The sequence below is a fragment of the Alkalihalobacterium chitinilyticum genome (assembly GCF_029028005.1).
In the GTDB taxonomy this organism is placed as follows: Bacteria; Bacillota; Bacilli; order Bacillales; family Bacillaceae_F; genus Alkalihalobacterium; species Alkalihalobacterium chitinilyticum.
Genome location: NZ_JAOTPO010000007.1, coordinates 57,636 through 73,024, shown reverse-complemented (window position 1 = coordinate 73,024; position 15,389 = coordinate 57,636). Strand labels below are relative to the sequence as shown.

The window sequence follows — 15,389 nt, the reverse complement described above, 5'->3', positions numbered from 1 at the left end:
AAGCTTTAGGGCAATTTTTATATTTTTGCTCCTAACAGCGCGACCAGCGCTCCTACTAGAACAGCTACTGCTGGAATAATGAGAAAATTTACCATCATTTGTTTACGCTTCTTTCTTTTTTGTGCTTCTTCAGGCGTTAAATACATTTGTTAAACCTCCAATATTGTTATCATCATACGGAGGACGATCAGTTCGGCAACTGGCTGGCATATTGAAAGAACTCCTTCAATGAAGCCCCTCTAGCTTTGCGTCATCATTTTTCAATGATTTTGCCCATTTCGTATGATACGAATTTATTATCGACACTTTACGACAATAGTTTAAGGGTATATTTGTGACAAAATAAAAACACCTGCACATCAGCACTGACTGATGCACTGGTGTTTCCCTATTTTCACGCAACGTACCAACTAATCCCTATGCTTCCTTCACCTAAATGGGTTCCAATTACTGGACCAAAGTAGCTGATCCCGACTTCAGCATCGGGGTACTTTGCTCGTAACTCTTCTGCGATTTTTTCTGCTTCACTTAAGCGATTAGAGTGAATGACAGTAACCTGTACGTTAGTCTTTCCTGCCACACCTTCGTCTAATAAGTTATAAATCCGTTGCAATGCTTTTTTCTCCGTACGCACTTTTTCAAACGGTAAGATTTTACCATCAACAAAGTGAAGTACAGGCTTAATTTTTAATAAACTACCGACAAATAACTGCGCTGTATTCAGTCGCCCGCCACGGTGCAGGTGATTTAAATCGTCGACCATAAAATAGGCGTTTATTTTATTTCTCATAATCTCAAGGTGAGCAATGATTTCTTCAATGTTTTTTCCTTCACTCGCAAGTTTTTCAGCCTCGAGTACGAAGTAGCCTTGCGGTGAACAGCTGATTTTCGAGTCAAAGCCTCTGACATCAAAATCCTCGACCATATCTGCAGCGCTCATCGCCGACTGATAGGTTCCACTGATCTCGCTTGATAACGTGATGCAAACCACTGCCTCATATCCGTCACGTTTAAGTTGTTCAAATAACTCAACATACAAACCTATAGCTGGCTGGGATGTGGTTGGCAGCTTTTCCGTCGTTTTCATTCTTTCGTAAAACTCGCTCGCTGTAATTTCGACTTCCTCTTGAATTGCTTCATCGCCAAAAACAACATTTAAGGGTACCATTTTAATGTTGTTCTGTTCACGCAATGTTTCTGACAAATACGCTGTACTGTCTGTGACAATCGCAATTTTACTCAAACAAATGACCTCGCTTTATGTATGTTATTCTACTACGTATTTCGTTTTTAATTGAAATGATTTTCTACGTTTATACCATTCGCCAAGTTTGATGAAAATCCTTTAGTTTCTTTCTAGTATAGGCTTTAAAAGATTATTTTTCCAAGCAAACCTGCCTTAACCTGCTAGGACTTTCGCATGATTATTTTATTGAAATCCGATCATATATGCAAAATACAAGAGCCCATTATGAACTTCCAACAACAGTCGCATAAGAATATTAGCAAACATTGAAAACCCGACCTAAAAATCGCCTGTTTATTTGTTAATGTAAAATTAAGGCTCAAACAATTCCATACATTAAATCTCGCAGTATGTCAAAGAAATAATAAAAGAGGGTGCGATTTCACCCTCTAATTAAACAGTTCTATTCAATTTTGGTTAATAAGAAATCATCACCAGTAAAAACGCCAGTATAGATCCAAGAAAAGTCCTTCACTTCTTCATTCCCATTACTATAAATAATTTTAGTAACCTCATAGGTCTCAATATAGAATGTATCCCCATCGATTTCAACATCTAAAATTTCACTCGAAACATACTCTTCCTTAACGCCTCGGTTTGATAAATGTTCAACTAATGACTTTTGATCGTTATATAGGGCACTTCCTGATTTTAAATAAGGTTCAACAATTCTAAAGTCTCCCTTATTAATCGCTTCTATTAACTTATGAGAATAGCTGTCCATTAAGTCATATACCTGTTCTTCAACGTAAGTATCACTTCGTGTATCTGTGTCACTTTCCTTCTCTCGGTTAACAGGTGCATTCCCATGCCAGCTTGATGTAAATTCTACAATATTATCATTTTCGACTTTTGTAAGATTTTCTAGTGGTGTATGTTGAAATTCATAATTTGCATCAATATCGTATAAATTACTTACTTTCCAACTTTCAACCTCTGTATCATACGTATAGATAAATGTTTTATAAGAGGCATCCGGTAAAAGGTATTCGTCTTCAGTCCAGTCTATGTATACATAACTTCCGTCTACTTCAACCATCGCTGCCATCGTTGCCATCCATTTATTATCATTGTAATGTAGCGTCAGACTATCATTTAAGAAGTTCATACCTAAAAACTTTAACGTCATTATCGTTTCTGATGCTGTATTCCGTTCGACGATTGTATCGAAATACTCTTTAAATGATGAGTCTGTAGTTGTGAGTTTGGTAATATCCGATGAAAAATGCGCTGGGAAAAATTCTTTCGTAAATGCCAAAGATAGATCTACCAACTGCTTTTGCAAATCTTTATCTGAAGAAAAATCAACTTCTATATAATTACTTTCTATACTTTGTTCCGCTGTCTGAAATGTTCCCCATGGATACTCAACTTCAACATTAAATGTCATCGATCCATCTGTTAGAACAGGCCCGAAAGTAGAATGCTTGATAGGATCTACATTTACATCTTCACCATTAATAAATAATTTAGCTGTAACAGGAGCATCGGAGCTAATTCCTAAATCAAGTGTGACACTTTCTGCATCCAACTCAACATGGTGATAGACACTAGAGTTTAATGCTTTAATTTCATTAGTATAAACTAAATCTACAAAGTCACTATTTAAAGTGGCTTCTAACGTCATTATACCAGGATAATACGGCCCAAACTGCTTCTCAAAATCAGGGCGATCTGTTACGGCAACTTGTTCACCATTTATAGAAAGAGAAACATCTTTGTATTCCGTACTTAGTGTGACATAGACAGGTTCAACTACTAGTTGATATTTGTCATATAAAATACCTTTACCTTCATGACTTAATGCCACAAGACCATAGGAGAAAAATTCTTCAGCCAAACCAAATACATCCTGGACGATACCTCTGGATCCCGAATACATTTGCGAATACATTTTCGATTGCATCTTTAAGTCAGAGATAACTTCCCCAAACGTGGCTGGGTTCTCATTCATATACTGAATAAAACCACTTGCAGAATTGGCGTTAACTTCTAAACCACTAGTGGTAGTTAAAAATTTTGCAACAGTCTTCTCATCATTCGCAATAACTGCTGCTTCAAATCGGTCAATTAACCGATCTTTATCGGTTAGAGCTTCCCCTGCCTTAAACCCTCCAAACAATAAGATGATTGCAGCACCCGTAATTGCAAACCATATCTTTGTCTTTTTGGTCATCGGTTTCATTGGTGGCGGGGTTCCTTTAGAATTGCTGCCTTGGGTTGTTGTTGATTCTGAAGGTTTTACAACATTTGGATTACTATTAGTAGTTCTACCTGTTACAGGAGCACCACATTCTTTACAAAACTGTGCTTCTTCTGATAATTGACTGCCACATTCTTTACAGAATTTCATTTGTCTCCTCCAAATTTACTAGTTTTTTATTTTAAAATTATATTACAGAAGCCTCACTAAATACACTACTATTTTACTATTAATTTACAATAAATTTAAAAGTTACTAATTTAGAAGAGGTATCGATAAAGCTTACACTCTTTTCGATGGGTGTTTCCTTCATCCCCCAACTGAAAACAATATCCCTACCATTTACTTAGTAGTAACCAAAAATCAAAGTTCTAAAATAGACGCTCTTTTCTCAAAGATTGTCGCTATTTGTTTGGTCTGTTAGCAAACTAGGGCTTGATCTACGGGCCGATACAACAATGAATATCCTAACATAGTCAATACAAAAAAAGGGTAACCTGTATAATACAAGTTACCCTTTTCTACCATCTTATAGAATTTATCTCACCATAACCCAACCATTTTTAATAGATTCAACAACAGCTTGCGTACGGTCATTTACACTCATTTTTTGTAAAATATTACTTACATGGTTTTTAACTGTTTTTTCACTAATGTATAACGCTTCACCAATCATACGGTTGCTGTAACCGTCTGTCATCAGTTGTAGCACTTCACATTCGCGACGTGTTAAAATATGAAGCGGCTTGCGGTATTCTACTTCACGGAAGCCAATTTCAGAAGCGTCAGTTTCATCTTCATTTGCTAGACGGCGATAGTCTTTAATTAAATTATGCGTGACTTTCGGGTGAATGTAAGCTCCGCCTTCACCAACGACTTTAACGGCTTGAATTAACGCATCAGCATCCATTTCTTTTAATAGATAGCCAGCTGCACCAGTTTTTAATACGTGTGTCACATATGACTCATCGTCATGAATAGATAGAATTAAAACTTTTACATCCGGATACTTTTGAATTAAATCACGAGTCGCCTCCATACCATTTACTTTTGGCATGTTAATATCCATTAAGATGACATCCGGGCGATGCTCCTCTACTAGAGCAAGAGCTTGCTCCCCATCTTCACCTTCTGCAACTACATCAAAGTTATCTTCCATTGCTAAAATACGTTTTACACCTTCACGGAATAGTTGATGATCATCAATGATGACAATACGTATATTTCGATCTTTATTAAACATGTTTTCACCTCTCGTTAACTTTAACTGCTTCTATTATGATTTGCGATTTGCTTGTCCAGTTTCAGCGAAGAGCGTCTAGTGGACTTGCGATTTCCTTTATTACATCCATCGGTAAATTCTTCTAGTTATTAAATAGGTACTTCGATTAGAATGCCTGTACCTACATTAATTTTCGACTGAATGGTCATTTGGCCTTTTAGCATATTGACACGTTCTTTCATACCAAGTAATCCAAAGGACCCTTCTTTTTTTACTGATTGATCAAAGCCTTTCCCATCGTCCTTAACTATTATTATAACCTTGTTCAATTTAATTTCAATTTTAACTTGGACCTCTTTTGGTTCGGCGTGCTTATAGGCATTTTGTACCGCTTCTTGAACTAAGCGGAACAGCGCAACTTCCAGCCTAGGTTGCAAACGCCGTTCTTTTCCAAGACTTTTAAACCGAATTGCTATTCCTGTCCGCTCTTCAAACGTAGTTAGGTATTTAGACAGGGTTGGAATTAAACCTAGATCGTCAAGTGCCATTGGTCTCAGGTCGTAAATAATCCTTCTTACTTCTGAAAGGGATGATTTCACCATTTTCCGTAAGTCTCTTATCTCTACTAGAGCCGCATCTATACCTTTATCTTGATATGTCCGTTCAATTAATTCTGAGCGCAGCATCACATTTGCTAGCATTTGGGCTGGTCCATCGTGAATTTCTCGTGATAGACGTCTTCGTTCTTCTTCTTGAGCTTCTATAATCTTCAAGCCAAATTCTTGCTTTTCTTTCGCTTCTTCTAATTTTTCACCTAATTGTTGAATGTCACTGGATAGAAAGTTATAAACGACCGACATTTGACCAACTAACCGTTCCGCTCGTTCCACTGTTTCTTTCAATGAAACAATTCGTCGTTCGATCGAGTCCCGCCTTTCTCGCAAACGCATTTCCTCTTGTTGTAAAACTGCTAACTGAACCTGGAACTCATTTGCTTGCTCATAAGCAGCTTTGACTTCCTCTTTACTATATTTATTAAAGTTTTTACTCACTTCAGCAAGACGATTTCTAGAAAAACGCGCATGTAATTGCGTACGGTCATTTTCATCAATCACTTTAGCGACTTTATGGCGAATATCTTTCAATTCATCATTTAAAATAGCAAATTCCTTTCGAGATTGTTCACCAATTCGAAAGACTTGTTCGCGACTCTCGTCTACTGTCTCAATCGTTTTCTTAATAATTACCTCTAATTCGGATTGTGCCAATGCGCCCACCAACCTTAAATTCTCTTACAATAGTAATTTGGGAGTATTTATATTCTTCATCTATTATGACACGGATTAGTTGTACATTATATATGATCATTTTACCATAACTCCCGGTGGGCAAGGACAAATTTAGCATACCATTGTAATATTACAGGATTGTTTCGATGGTATGTAAAACTGTGGTATAGTTTTTAGACAATATATGCCAAGCATTTAAAAAATCAGGGGATAAAGGTGGGGTTCCATTGTTACTTTCTTATTTAACCACTAAAGGATATGGAGAACATGAAATTAATATTCAACGCTCCAGGTTCATTACTTATATTGATCGCGCAACGACAGAAGCTGAGGCCCAGCAGTTTATTGAAAAGATTAAGAAAAAGCATTGGGATGCCACGCATAACTGTTCAGCCTATCTCATTGGTGAGAACGATGAAATTCAAAGAGCGAACGATGACGGTGAGCCGAGCGGTACGGCTGGCGTTCCGATATTAGAAGTGTTAAAAAAGCGCGGCTTGAAAGATACGGTCGTCGTTGTTACACGATACTTTGGTGGCATCAAGCTCGGAGCGGGCGGATTAATTCGCGCATATGGAGGCGCAACGAGTGAAGGGTTGAACGCAGTAGGAATTGTCGAACGAAAACTCATGCAGGTGATGCATACTACGATCGACTATCACTGGCTCGGAAAAGTTGAAAATGAACTTCGTCAGTCACCATATATTTTGAAAGGTATCAATTATTTAGAACAAGTAGAGGTACAGGCTTATGTTAAGAAAGAAGCCACGGACAAATTTGTAGATTGGATGACAAACTTAACAAGCGGCCAAGCCTCTATAGTCACAGGCGAAGCCCAATACCTCGAAAACCCGGTAGCAGGTACCTTTAGCGATGCAGAGAGCTAAAGGTACCTGCTACCACATCAACTTCACCGCATAACACTTCAACTACACCCTAACAACTGCACTAAATTAAGGTGTTTAGCAAAGAGTAAAGCCCAATACCTAGAAAAAGATCATGACTAAAGTCGCTATCGTTCGACAGCGTCTTTACGGAATTTGTCTCATGAGTTAATATAATTTTAATACCTAATTATTCCTATGTAACTACTATTAACCATTAGAATCCATACCTTCCATCAGACATTAGTTTCATTTTCGGGACTAATGACGATGACCACATAACTTAATTTGCAGTGCAGGTCCTTATCCATTACTTTCAAGTTGCTAGATACCAGTTTTACACCTGCCTGTTAATTAAACATAACTCCAGAATTGAAAGGGGGTTTATGGATTGAAAGACGTAAAATGGGGATCGCCTGTTAGCATTGCCTGCATCGGAATCTTTTTCGGTGGATTAGGTATTTTCCTAGATACAATTTGGAAGTACTTTTTAAGTTTCGGATAATGATAGATTTTAACTTATATAATAGGGAAAGCATCTTTAAAAGTTCAATATATTGAACAACCACAGCAAAAGAACTCGCCACTTTTTTTACAGTGTATCTCAACATCTATTATAAAAAATTTTAACGGAGCGGGGATTAATCTATGGTCAGAAGTAAATGGGCGATTGTATGTTTATGTATTATTCTTCTTTCTAGTTTTTACATTGGTTACGAACAGCATACGAATGCAAATCAAAGTCAAATCATTGCGACAGGTACCGTTCAGGCCAGTTCATTAAATGTAAGGTCAACTCCATCTACTAATGGGACAAGAGTTGGCAGTCTTTCACGAGGGGCGACTGTTTCTATTTATGAACGCAATGTCAATGGAAACTGGTTAAAAATTCAAATGAATAATCAGTGGGCGTATGTTCATGGCGATTTTGTTCGCGTAACTCCTGTGGGCAACAGCCCTAATAACTCAAGTAGTAACTCAGGTACAGTCGTTGCTACGGGGTCTGTTAACGTCAATTCATTAAATGTAAGACAATCACCTTCTACAACAGGAGTGCGCGTTGCGAGTCTTTCTCGTGGGGCCACTGTTCAAATCTATGAAACTGGTATTAGCGGAAACTGGCTGAAGATTAGAGTGAATAATCAGTGGGCCTACGTTCATGGCGATTACATAACGGTCACAGGAAATAATAATAGCAACTCCAACAATTCCAATAATAATAGTAACAACAGCAGCAGTTCAAACTCAGTCATTGCAACTGGAACCGTCAATGTGAACTCATTAAACGTGAGACAAACCGCTTCTGCAACGGGGACTCGCGTCGGTAGTCTGGCTCGCGGTGCGACGGTTTCCATCTATGAGAGGAATATCAACGGGAATTGGTTGAAGATTAGAGTCAACAATCAGTGGGCATTCATTCATGGTGACTTTGTAACGATCAGCTCTAGTTCCAATAACCAAAACAGTAACAATTCAAATAATAATAATAATAATAATAACAGCAGTTCCAACACAATCATTGCAACGGGTACGGTCAATGTCAATTCATTAAATGTGAGACAAACGGCTTCTACGTTAGGTACTCGAGTCGGTAGTCTGGCTCGTGGTGCATCGGTCTCCATCTATGAGCGAAACGTGAATGGTAATTGGTTGAAGATTAAAATGAATAATCAATGGGCTTACGTTCATAGCGACTTCGTAACTGTAACGGTTAGCAATAACAATCAAAATAATAATAGTGGGAACTCTGGCAACAACAATAATAATAGCAATAATACGGTCGTAGCTACAGGGACAGTTAACGTCAATATACTAAACGTGAGACAAACAGCCTCTACTTCTGGCACACGCGTCGGAACTCTAAATCGTGGGGCATCGATATCGATCTATGAACGAAACGTGAATGGAAACTGGTTGAAGATTAAAATGAACAACCAATGGGCTTACGTTCATGCCGATTTCGTAACGGTATCTGCTAACAATAACAACTCAAACAACAATAACTCTTCGAATAATAATAATAATAACTCGGATAATATTGTTGCAACAGGTACGGTTAATGTTATGACTCTGAATATACGCCAATCACCAGCTACTTCCGGTAGTCGAGTAGGGATGCTCACTCGCGGTGCGTCCGTTCCCATCTTTGAGACAAATGTGAACGGCAATTGGCTAAAGATTAAGCATAATAACCAATGGGCATATATACATGGCGATCATGTAACAGTAACTATTAATAACAATAACCAAAACAGCAGTGGATCAACTCCAAATCGTCCTAGTCCTGTACCGACTAATGCATTAGCAGGTAAAACAATTGTCATTGACCCAGGTCATGGTGGTAGCGATCCAGGCGCCGTTGGTAACGGCTTACGCGAGAAAGACGTAACACTCAGAGTATCTATAGAGCTGCAAAAAAAACTTGAAGCTACTGGCGCGAAAGTCGTCATGACTCGTACTACAGACACCTTTGTTTCTGTAAACAGACGATTTGAAATTGCCAACGCATCGAACGGCCATTCTTTCGTTAGTATCCATACAAATTCATTATCTAATTCACAGGCACATGGAACAGAGACATTTTGGAATCGCGCGCAACAACACGCCCAGAGCCAACAACTTGCTCAAGTGGCTCAAAAACATCTCGTTCAACAACTAAAAACTCGTGATCGCGGTGTGAAAGAAGGGAACTTCGGCGTAGTTCGTTACACAAGAATTCCAAGTATCCTCGTTGAATTAGGCTTTATCACGAATCCTAATGATGCCAATATGATGAAACAAGATAAATTTTATGAGGATGCATCCGAAGCACTCTTACAAGCATTGATCGAATTTCATAAATAACACAATTAAACCTAAGGTTCATCGAGAACCTTAGGTTTTTTGGTAATTTTTTTAGGTACCTGGTACCTGCAACGCTTTAAAGCGCTATTATTTTTAAGGTATAAAATATTGTTGAGAGTGGAGTAATATACTTCATTTAAGGAGAACCTAACTTCTGAAATAAAACTTAAATTTTCGGAGGTCCTACGATGAAAAAGAAGCTCGAACAAGCGGTCGAACATGCAAATGCCGAAAACCCTACTTCACGTTCTGGAGGCAAACCAAGCACTTCTAAAAAAGAAAAGATGAGAAAATCAAATAAACACAACTAACAAATACGGTACCAGGCACCTTTAACACAGTAAATGGATAAAGGTGCCTGGTACCGGTGTTATTAAAATTAAAAAAAGCGATCAGAAAATAATTCATCTGATCGCTTAAACTTATTTTACTGGTTCATCAACGAATACACGCAAACCTTTCTCAATTTCCTTCATGAGATCCTGAAGCTCAGTTCCTTCTTTTTCGCCTTTTCGGTAAGCTTCTAATAATATATCAAGTAATGGATTTTGTTTTGACATTTCCATAATCTCCTAATTATTCTTCACCTTTAAAAAATTCTACTATTGAACTTGCCCAAATCTCATGTCCTTTTTGATTTGGTCGAGTACCATCTATATAATCTTGAATTTCGTTATCAGTAATTGACGGCCACGCTTCCCAATGATCAAGATATGTGTAACCATTCTCTTCCGCATAGCTTTTCAACTCTCTTGTTTGCTCGAGATAATAGTTCGGACGATAAATAGGATTCGGTGGCTGTAAGACAATAAAGACATCCGATGCTACAGCTCTAATATCTGTCAAAATCGCAGTAAGATTTTGCAGTGTCACATCGATGGTTAAATTATTATTATCATTCAGTATTAATGGTTCAAAAAGTAGAACATCCGGTTGAAAATCTGCGATTTCATTATGTAATCCAGTTTCTAGCACTTGATGTGTTGTACGGTTTCCTACTTCAAAAACAGTTACTTCAAATACATCTTCTCCATAAGTCTCGTTTAATTCCTGAATTACTAAATCAGGCCATGGAGTATATCCATTATCCGATGTCAATGCGTTGGAACCCACGAATGCAACTCGTACACTTTGGTTACTACTTACGGCACTAATGAGCTTATCTTGTAATTCAGGATGAATTCCCCTAAATTGCACTGAACCTACGTGATCACTTACTTGGTCTCTTTGTTCTACGGTGTCTAATGGTTCGATCTCCTTAAACGTCGAGTGAGCTTCTTGCGCAATCCCCTTCAATTTATTATCGTATTGCATCTTTCCAAATACTAATAGAGAAAAACAAAGTAAAACACTTAAAACAAATATTATATTTTTCATAGAAAACTCCTTACTAAATAATCCACCTACTATTATATCGATTTTCTAACTAAACGTATATAAATTTTGGGACTTTTTATCAGAAAGTAAGGTATTTTGTCTCCCTGCTCATTAAATGGTTTACAACCAGAAGTATTATCACTAAATGAAAGGATGACAATAGTCGAAGCTTTGAAAAGCAGCTTTACTGAGGAAAAGATCAAAAACAATATGGTGAAATAGAAATGATTAAACCTCTGAATTCAATAAGTGAATAAGTCGAAATACACCTCAAACTGTGTTTTTATTCGAAATTAATCAGATATTATTGACTATTTAAATTTCAATAGATTTCCTTAATAATTTATTTATAGGTAAAACCCTGGCCTTTGAGTTTTAACAACCATACAAAACTTATTATTATATTTATGTTTTCTGTTATAGACATAGCGAATAAAGATATAACCTAAATGAGGTGGAACAAATGATAGGGTTACAATTCTGGTGGCGAGAAATTTGCATTAGGTACTATATCTCTAAATACAATAGTTGTCCACAAAATGAGGGAATGAAAAGAGGCGTCTTTTTTAAAAAGGCTTTTTATCATCAAGAAAAACAACATCAACTAAAATATAAAATAAATTAAAGGCTGCCTTCATAAGGGGGCGTTAGCTTAACTAGCTTAATATAAGATGATTATATTCCACTAGATTACCTACCCTTTAGATCACAGCCACTTTGTTTTAGATAACATATAGCATTCTCTATCGATCATTTTAAAGCCGCAATTAAAACATAAATAAATTTATATCAAATTCCTAGATTACTACCAACCTCTCCCTGATACACTTTTCTAATTTAGATGTACTCACAACTTCTTCTGCATCTTCTTTTTCATCTGCTTCAAAACGAGTAACTTGAATTATATTCCTTTTTTCCTCTTTAATTCTTTGTATTATTTGTTTTATATCACTCGTATCTCCTAAGTTTTGTACGTTAGAGCCCTCAAAAAAACGTTCCAGCTCGTTTAATTGTTCTAATGATAATTTACGAGCTAAATCATCTACTGGGTTACTTGAGAAAGATGAAGCAGTTTCAGAAGTTGCTGTACTGTGAAGCAAAATTGACAATACATTTGTAAAAATATATGTATCGATTGTTTCTGCACTCGATTGTACCTTTTCAAATGCCTCAACCAAATTCTCTAATTTCACAGTTTGCGTTACTGCTTCTTCAACAACTGGTATTGGTTGTTCCTCTGTCTCACGATCAGACTCATTTCCTGTTCGATCACTCTCAGACTCCTGCCGAGGTACCGATCTTTGTTCAGTCTGACGTTCAGACCTCGGTTCAGTCCTTTGCTCAGGCTCAGCCGTTGGTCTGCGTTCTCGCTCTGGTTTTGGATCAGGCTTGGGTTCTGGTTTGGGTTCCGGTTTGGGTTCTGGCCTTGGCTCTGGTCTTGGTTCTGGTTCTGGTTCTGGCTTGGGTTCTGGCTTGGGTTCTGGCCTTGGCTCTGGCTTGGGTTCCGGCTTTGGTTCCGGCTTCGGTTCCGGCTTCGGTTCTGGTTTGGGCTCAGGCTCTGGTTCGGGCTTTGGTTCATCTTGTTCTTTCGTTGTGACTTTTCCATTGTCCTCATGTTCAGTGGGTTTCGGCTCTGAATAAACCATGGTTCCCCATCCAAACATGGTAAGAACTAAAAAGAGTATAAAAAACCTTTGTAGTTTGGTCTTCATGTTCTCCTCCAATACTGATGTACACTAATTTTCCATCTTGTAGTATTTTCTATAATCCTATCATATTTTGTAAAAAACTTGTAAGATCTCTTATTTTTAATAGAAAAAAAAGTATATAATATGAGATGTAAAACAATATGGGAGTTGGTCTCTGTGAAAAAACTAGCAATACCATTTTTTTGCCTAGTTGCTGTCGGTATAATCATCTTTGGAAAAGTACATTACGATAATAAACTGGATTCGATAGGAAAATCAGCAAAAGAACAACAACTTTTAGATTCAAGTGTAAGTTCTACTGTAGATCTTGAGGAATTGGTGGGACTTACTGCTAATATGAGTGACGCGCTTAGAGAAAAATTATTTCACAAATTCGAAGCAAATGAAAACATAACTTTATTAGTTATTGGTTCAGATGCAAATTTTAATAGCACGCCTGAAAATTCTTCGTGGCCCTTTCAATTAATAGATGCTTTAACTGAAAATTATGCAGGTGCCAATTTCGAATTAGAGACTATGAATTTAGAGGATATGAGTACAAATCACTTTATAGAAATTAACGCTCATTCTAAGGCCGCTGCCATTAAACCAGATGTGTTAATACTCGAGCCTTTGCTATTAAATGATAATGGAATTGTAAAGGTGGATAATACCATAGAGAATATCGAGAAACTACTTGCAACCATCAAAGAAGAAGCACCTGAAGCCTTCTTCATCATTAAGCCACCTAACCCAATTTATAGACCAACCATTTACTTAGAACAAGTGGACCGTTTAAAAGAGTTTACTCTCAATTCCGGTTATGAGTATTTAGACCACTGGCAGGCATGGCCTGATGTGGAGGATGATGACATTAAAGAATTTTTAACGGGAGTACACCCAAATGAACGAGGCCACGACTTATGGGCTGAATACATGATTAACTATTTTGTTTCCCAGTAATGTTTTGTAAAATTAGTAATACGGCACTGTATGAGAGATGTTAAACCTCGCGAGTCAAAAAGTTAGCATACATTGTTAATAAAACAACCGTTAAGACTTAGCGGTTGTTTTATTAACAAATATTTCTTTTCTATTGGTTTAAAAAAATCTAGCTTATCCTATGCAGCACAAGCATATAAGGATAATAAAATAAAAAGAAGATCGTTCAAAATAGTATCTTTGACTAAGAAATCTTTTGATATGCCTTTGGAGCAGGGATCCCTTTCACTAAACGCCTTTTTAAAGACTTATGTACTTTTCTTTTCATTTCAAAACTGACTAAAGGGCTATCATAAATGTAACGATAAGCTTCTCGCATGCGTGAAAAATATTTGGTAGTATAAGGCACCCAAAGTACATAACGCATACTTTTCAAAAAATCACTCGCATCATCTTCTGTTATTCGATCCTTTTTTCTTAATTTAAATACTTCTATTTTTATAATAATGGCAAAAACGATTTGTAACGGAATAAATAAAATAAAAAATAAGCCAATAATAACTCCAAATATAGATTCCATTATTTCAACACATCCTCTACTTTTCTTATTAAAAACTCAGCTTCTTTGACTTATTGTCTTTTTATTTAACTCATGGATATAACCAATTCGAACTCCAGCCCGATAAAGTGGATTACTCTCCGAAAAGTAATTATCGAAGATCAGCGACTGGCATCCCAAACCTCGGGAGAATTGATCACATTGCAATTCTAATTCTTCTCCAAATAAAACTTGATCTTTAATATAGTAATAACTATGAGCTATTTCGTGACCTAGCGTAAACAACATCTCTTGTTTGGCGACATCTTTCTCAAGGAGAAAGTAAAAGGCTTCATTCGTTGGAAAATTGTTATTTGGACCTAATCTCCTAGTAATACTGATTGGTGCATAATACTTGTACAGATCCCCTTCCATTTCGAGTGGATATAAGTTAATAGTTGCCCCCTCTTCCGTATGAAAAGAACGAAAAGGACTATAACTGCCAAAATAACTAATATTCATATAATCCAAACGATTGGTTAATATGATATTTTCAATACCTGCTAACAAGGAAGGGTCGAGCGTCTGTAAGAAATTTTCAATTTCATCTTCATTTAAAGGATGTCCCATTTCAGGATTGTTGACTTCCTGTTTTGAGATTTTAATCTCTCTAGTTTTATTTGTAACCACTTTATTCCATCTTTGTTTTCTATTCCATTTTTCTAAACCAGAATGAAAAACGACAAAAGCTATGAATAATATACTTAATAACATAGTCGCCGCTAATAAAAAATAATTAATATTCATCAGGTATTTTGTTAACATCCTAGGTTTTCTCCTTTCGGAAGTAACAGTAATCAGCAGCTTTTCCGTTATCACTTTTTTAACTCTAGAAAACGACGTCGCTCACAACTCTTTTAGAGGTAAGAGAGAATGGCTCGAGCTAACTCCAAACCATTCTCTTTAATAACCATTAGAAATTAACGTGCTCCTTAGTGTTTATACGAACGTACTTTAGAGTAGTTACTGTATACTTTTTTTCCATTTACTGTACGATAAGCTCTAACTTTGTAATGATATGTTCTTCCTGCTCTCAAGCTCTTATTCGTATAGTTTACTTTACTGCCACTTGTAACCGTTCCTACTCTATTGTATT

Annotated in this window: 14 protein-coding genes and 1 riboswitch; of the genes, 4 read left to right on the top strand and 10 right to left on the bottom strand. The window is 36.9% G+C overall.

Features of this window, described 5'->3' with window-relative positions:
* Nucleotides 1–17: 17 nt before the first annotated feature.
* The 5 genes from N7Z68_RS11640 to N7Z68_RS11620 form a co-directional block, all read right to left on the bottom strand.
* Nucleotides 18–146, bottom strand: a complete 129-nt coding sequence (locus N7Z68_RS11640) for a hypothetical protein (RefSeq protein ID WP_275118651.1) — start codon at nucleotides 144–146, stop codon at nucleotides 18–20.
* Nucleotides 147–191: 45 nt separating this feature from the next.
* Nucleotides 192–284, bottom strand: a riboswitch (cyclic di-GMP riboswitch).
* 110 nt (nucleotides 285–394) lie between these two features.
* On the bottom strand, nucleotides 395–1,243 hold the full coding sequence (locus N7Z68_RS11635; protein WP_275118650.1) for a DegV family protein: 849 nt from the start codon (nucleotides 1,241–1,243) through the stop codon (nucleotides 395–397).
* Between the two features lie 406 nt (nucleotides 1,244–1,649).
* Complete coding sequence (locus N7Z68_RS11630) at nucleotides 1,650–3,599, bottom strand: zinc ribbon domain-containing protein YvbJ (protein ID WP_275118649.1); 1,950 nt, start codon at nucleotides 3,597–3,599, stop codon at nucleotides 1,650–1,652.
* A 388-nt stretch (nucleotides 3,600–3,987) separates the two neighbouring features.
* A complete protein-coding gene (locus N7Z68_RS11625; RefSeq protein WP_275118648.1) occupies nucleotides 3,988–4,692 on the bottom strand; it encodes a response regulator in 705 nt (234 codons plus the stop codon).
* Nucleotides 4,693–4,820: 128 nt separating this feature from the next.
* Nucleotides 4,821–5,939 carry a sensor histidine kinase gene (locus N7Z68_RS11620; protein ID WP_275118647.1) on the bottom strand — a complete coding sequence of 373 codons (1,119 nt, stop codon included), beginning with the start codon at nucleotides 5,937–5,939 and terminating at the stop codon, nucleotides 4,821–4,823.
* A 248-nt stretch (nucleotides 5,940–6,187) separates the two neighbouring features.
* Between N7Z68_RS11620 and N7Z68_RS11615 the strand changes: the two genes are divergently transcribed.
* The 3 genes from N7Z68_RS11615 (at nucleotide 6,188) to N7Z68_RS11605 (ending at nucleotide 9,999) form a co-directional block, all read left to right on the top strand.
* Complete coding sequence (locus N7Z68_RS11615) at nucleotides 6,188–6,847, top strand: YigZ family protein (protein WP_275118646.1); 660 nt, start codon at nucleotides 6,188–6,190, stop codon at nucleotides 6,845–6,847.
* A 645-nt stretch (nucleotides 6,848–7,492) separates the two neighbouring features.
* A complete protein-coding gene (locus N7Z68_RS11610) occupies nucleotides 7,493–9,688 on the top strand; it encodes an N-acetylmuramoyl-L-alanine amidase family protein (protein ID WP_275118645.1) in 2,196 nt (731 codons plus the stop codon).
* A 188-nt stretch (nucleotides 9,689–9,876) separates the two neighbouring features.
* The gene (locus N7Z68_RS11605) at nucleotides 9,877–9,999 is read left to right on the top strand and encodes a hypothetical protein (RefSeq protein ID WP_275118644.1); all 123 of its coding nucleotides are present in this window, start codon (nucleotides 9,877–9,879) and stop codon (nucleotides 9,997–9,999) included.
* 111 nt (nucleotides 10,000–10,110) lie between these two features.
* On the opposite strand, the gene N7Z68_RS11600 is transcribed toward N7Z68_RS11605, so the two are convergent.
* From N7Z68_RS11600 to N7Z68_RS11590, 3 genes are all read right to left on the bottom strand, one after another.
* Nucleotides 10,111–10,248, bottom strand: coding sequence for a YwzD family small protein (locus N7Z68_RS11600; protein ID WP_275118643.1), 138 nt, complete (start codon nucleotides 10,246–10,248; stop codon nucleotides 10,111–10,113).
* Nucleotides 10,249–10,264: 16 nt separating this feature from the next.
* The gene (locus tag N7Z68_RS11595; protein WP_275118642.1) at nucleotides 10,265–11,065 is read right to left on the bottom strand and encodes an SGNH/GDSL hydrolase family protein; all 801 of its coding nucleotides are present in this window, start codon (nucleotides 11,063–11,065) and stop codon (nucleotides 10,265–10,267) included.
* 797 nt (nucleotides 11,066–11,862) lie between these two features.
* Entirely contained in the window at nucleotides 11,863–12,777 is a 915-nt protein-coding gene (locus tag N7Z68_RS11590) for a hypothetical protein (protein WP_275118641.1), read from the bottom strand.
* A gap of 153 nt (nucleotides 12,778–12,930) precedes the next feature.
* Between N7Z68_RS11590 and N7Z68_RS11585 the strand changes: the two genes are divergently transcribed.
* Nucleotides 12,931–13,716 (top strand): SGNH/GDSL hydrolase family protein, encoded by a 786-nt coding sequence (locus N7Z68_RS11585; protein ID WP_275118640.1) that lies wholly within the window; start codon nucleotides 12,931–12,933, stop codon nucleotides 13,714–13,716.
* Between the two features lie 223 nt (nucleotides 13,717–13,939).
* Here the strand turns inward: N7Z68_RS11585 and N7Z68_RS11580 are convergent, their stop codons facing one another.
* Both N7Z68_RS11580 and N7Z68_RS11575 read right to left on the bottom strand, forming a co-directional pair.
* A complete protein-coding gene (locus N7Z68_RS11580) occupies nucleotides 13,940–14,275 on the bottom strand; it encodes a hypothetical protein (protein WP_275118639.1) in 336 nt (111 codons plus the stop codon).
* 36 nt (nucleotides 14,276–14,311) lie between these two features.
* Nucleotides 14,312–15,058 carry a hypothetical protein gene (locus N7Z68_RS11575; protein ID WP_275118638.1) on the bottom strand — a complete coding sequence of 249 codons (747 nt, stop codon included), beginning with the start codon at nucleotides 15,056–15,058 and terminating at the stop codon, nucleotides 14,312–14,314.
* Between the last annotated feature and the right edge of the window lie 331 nt (nucleotides 15,059–15,389).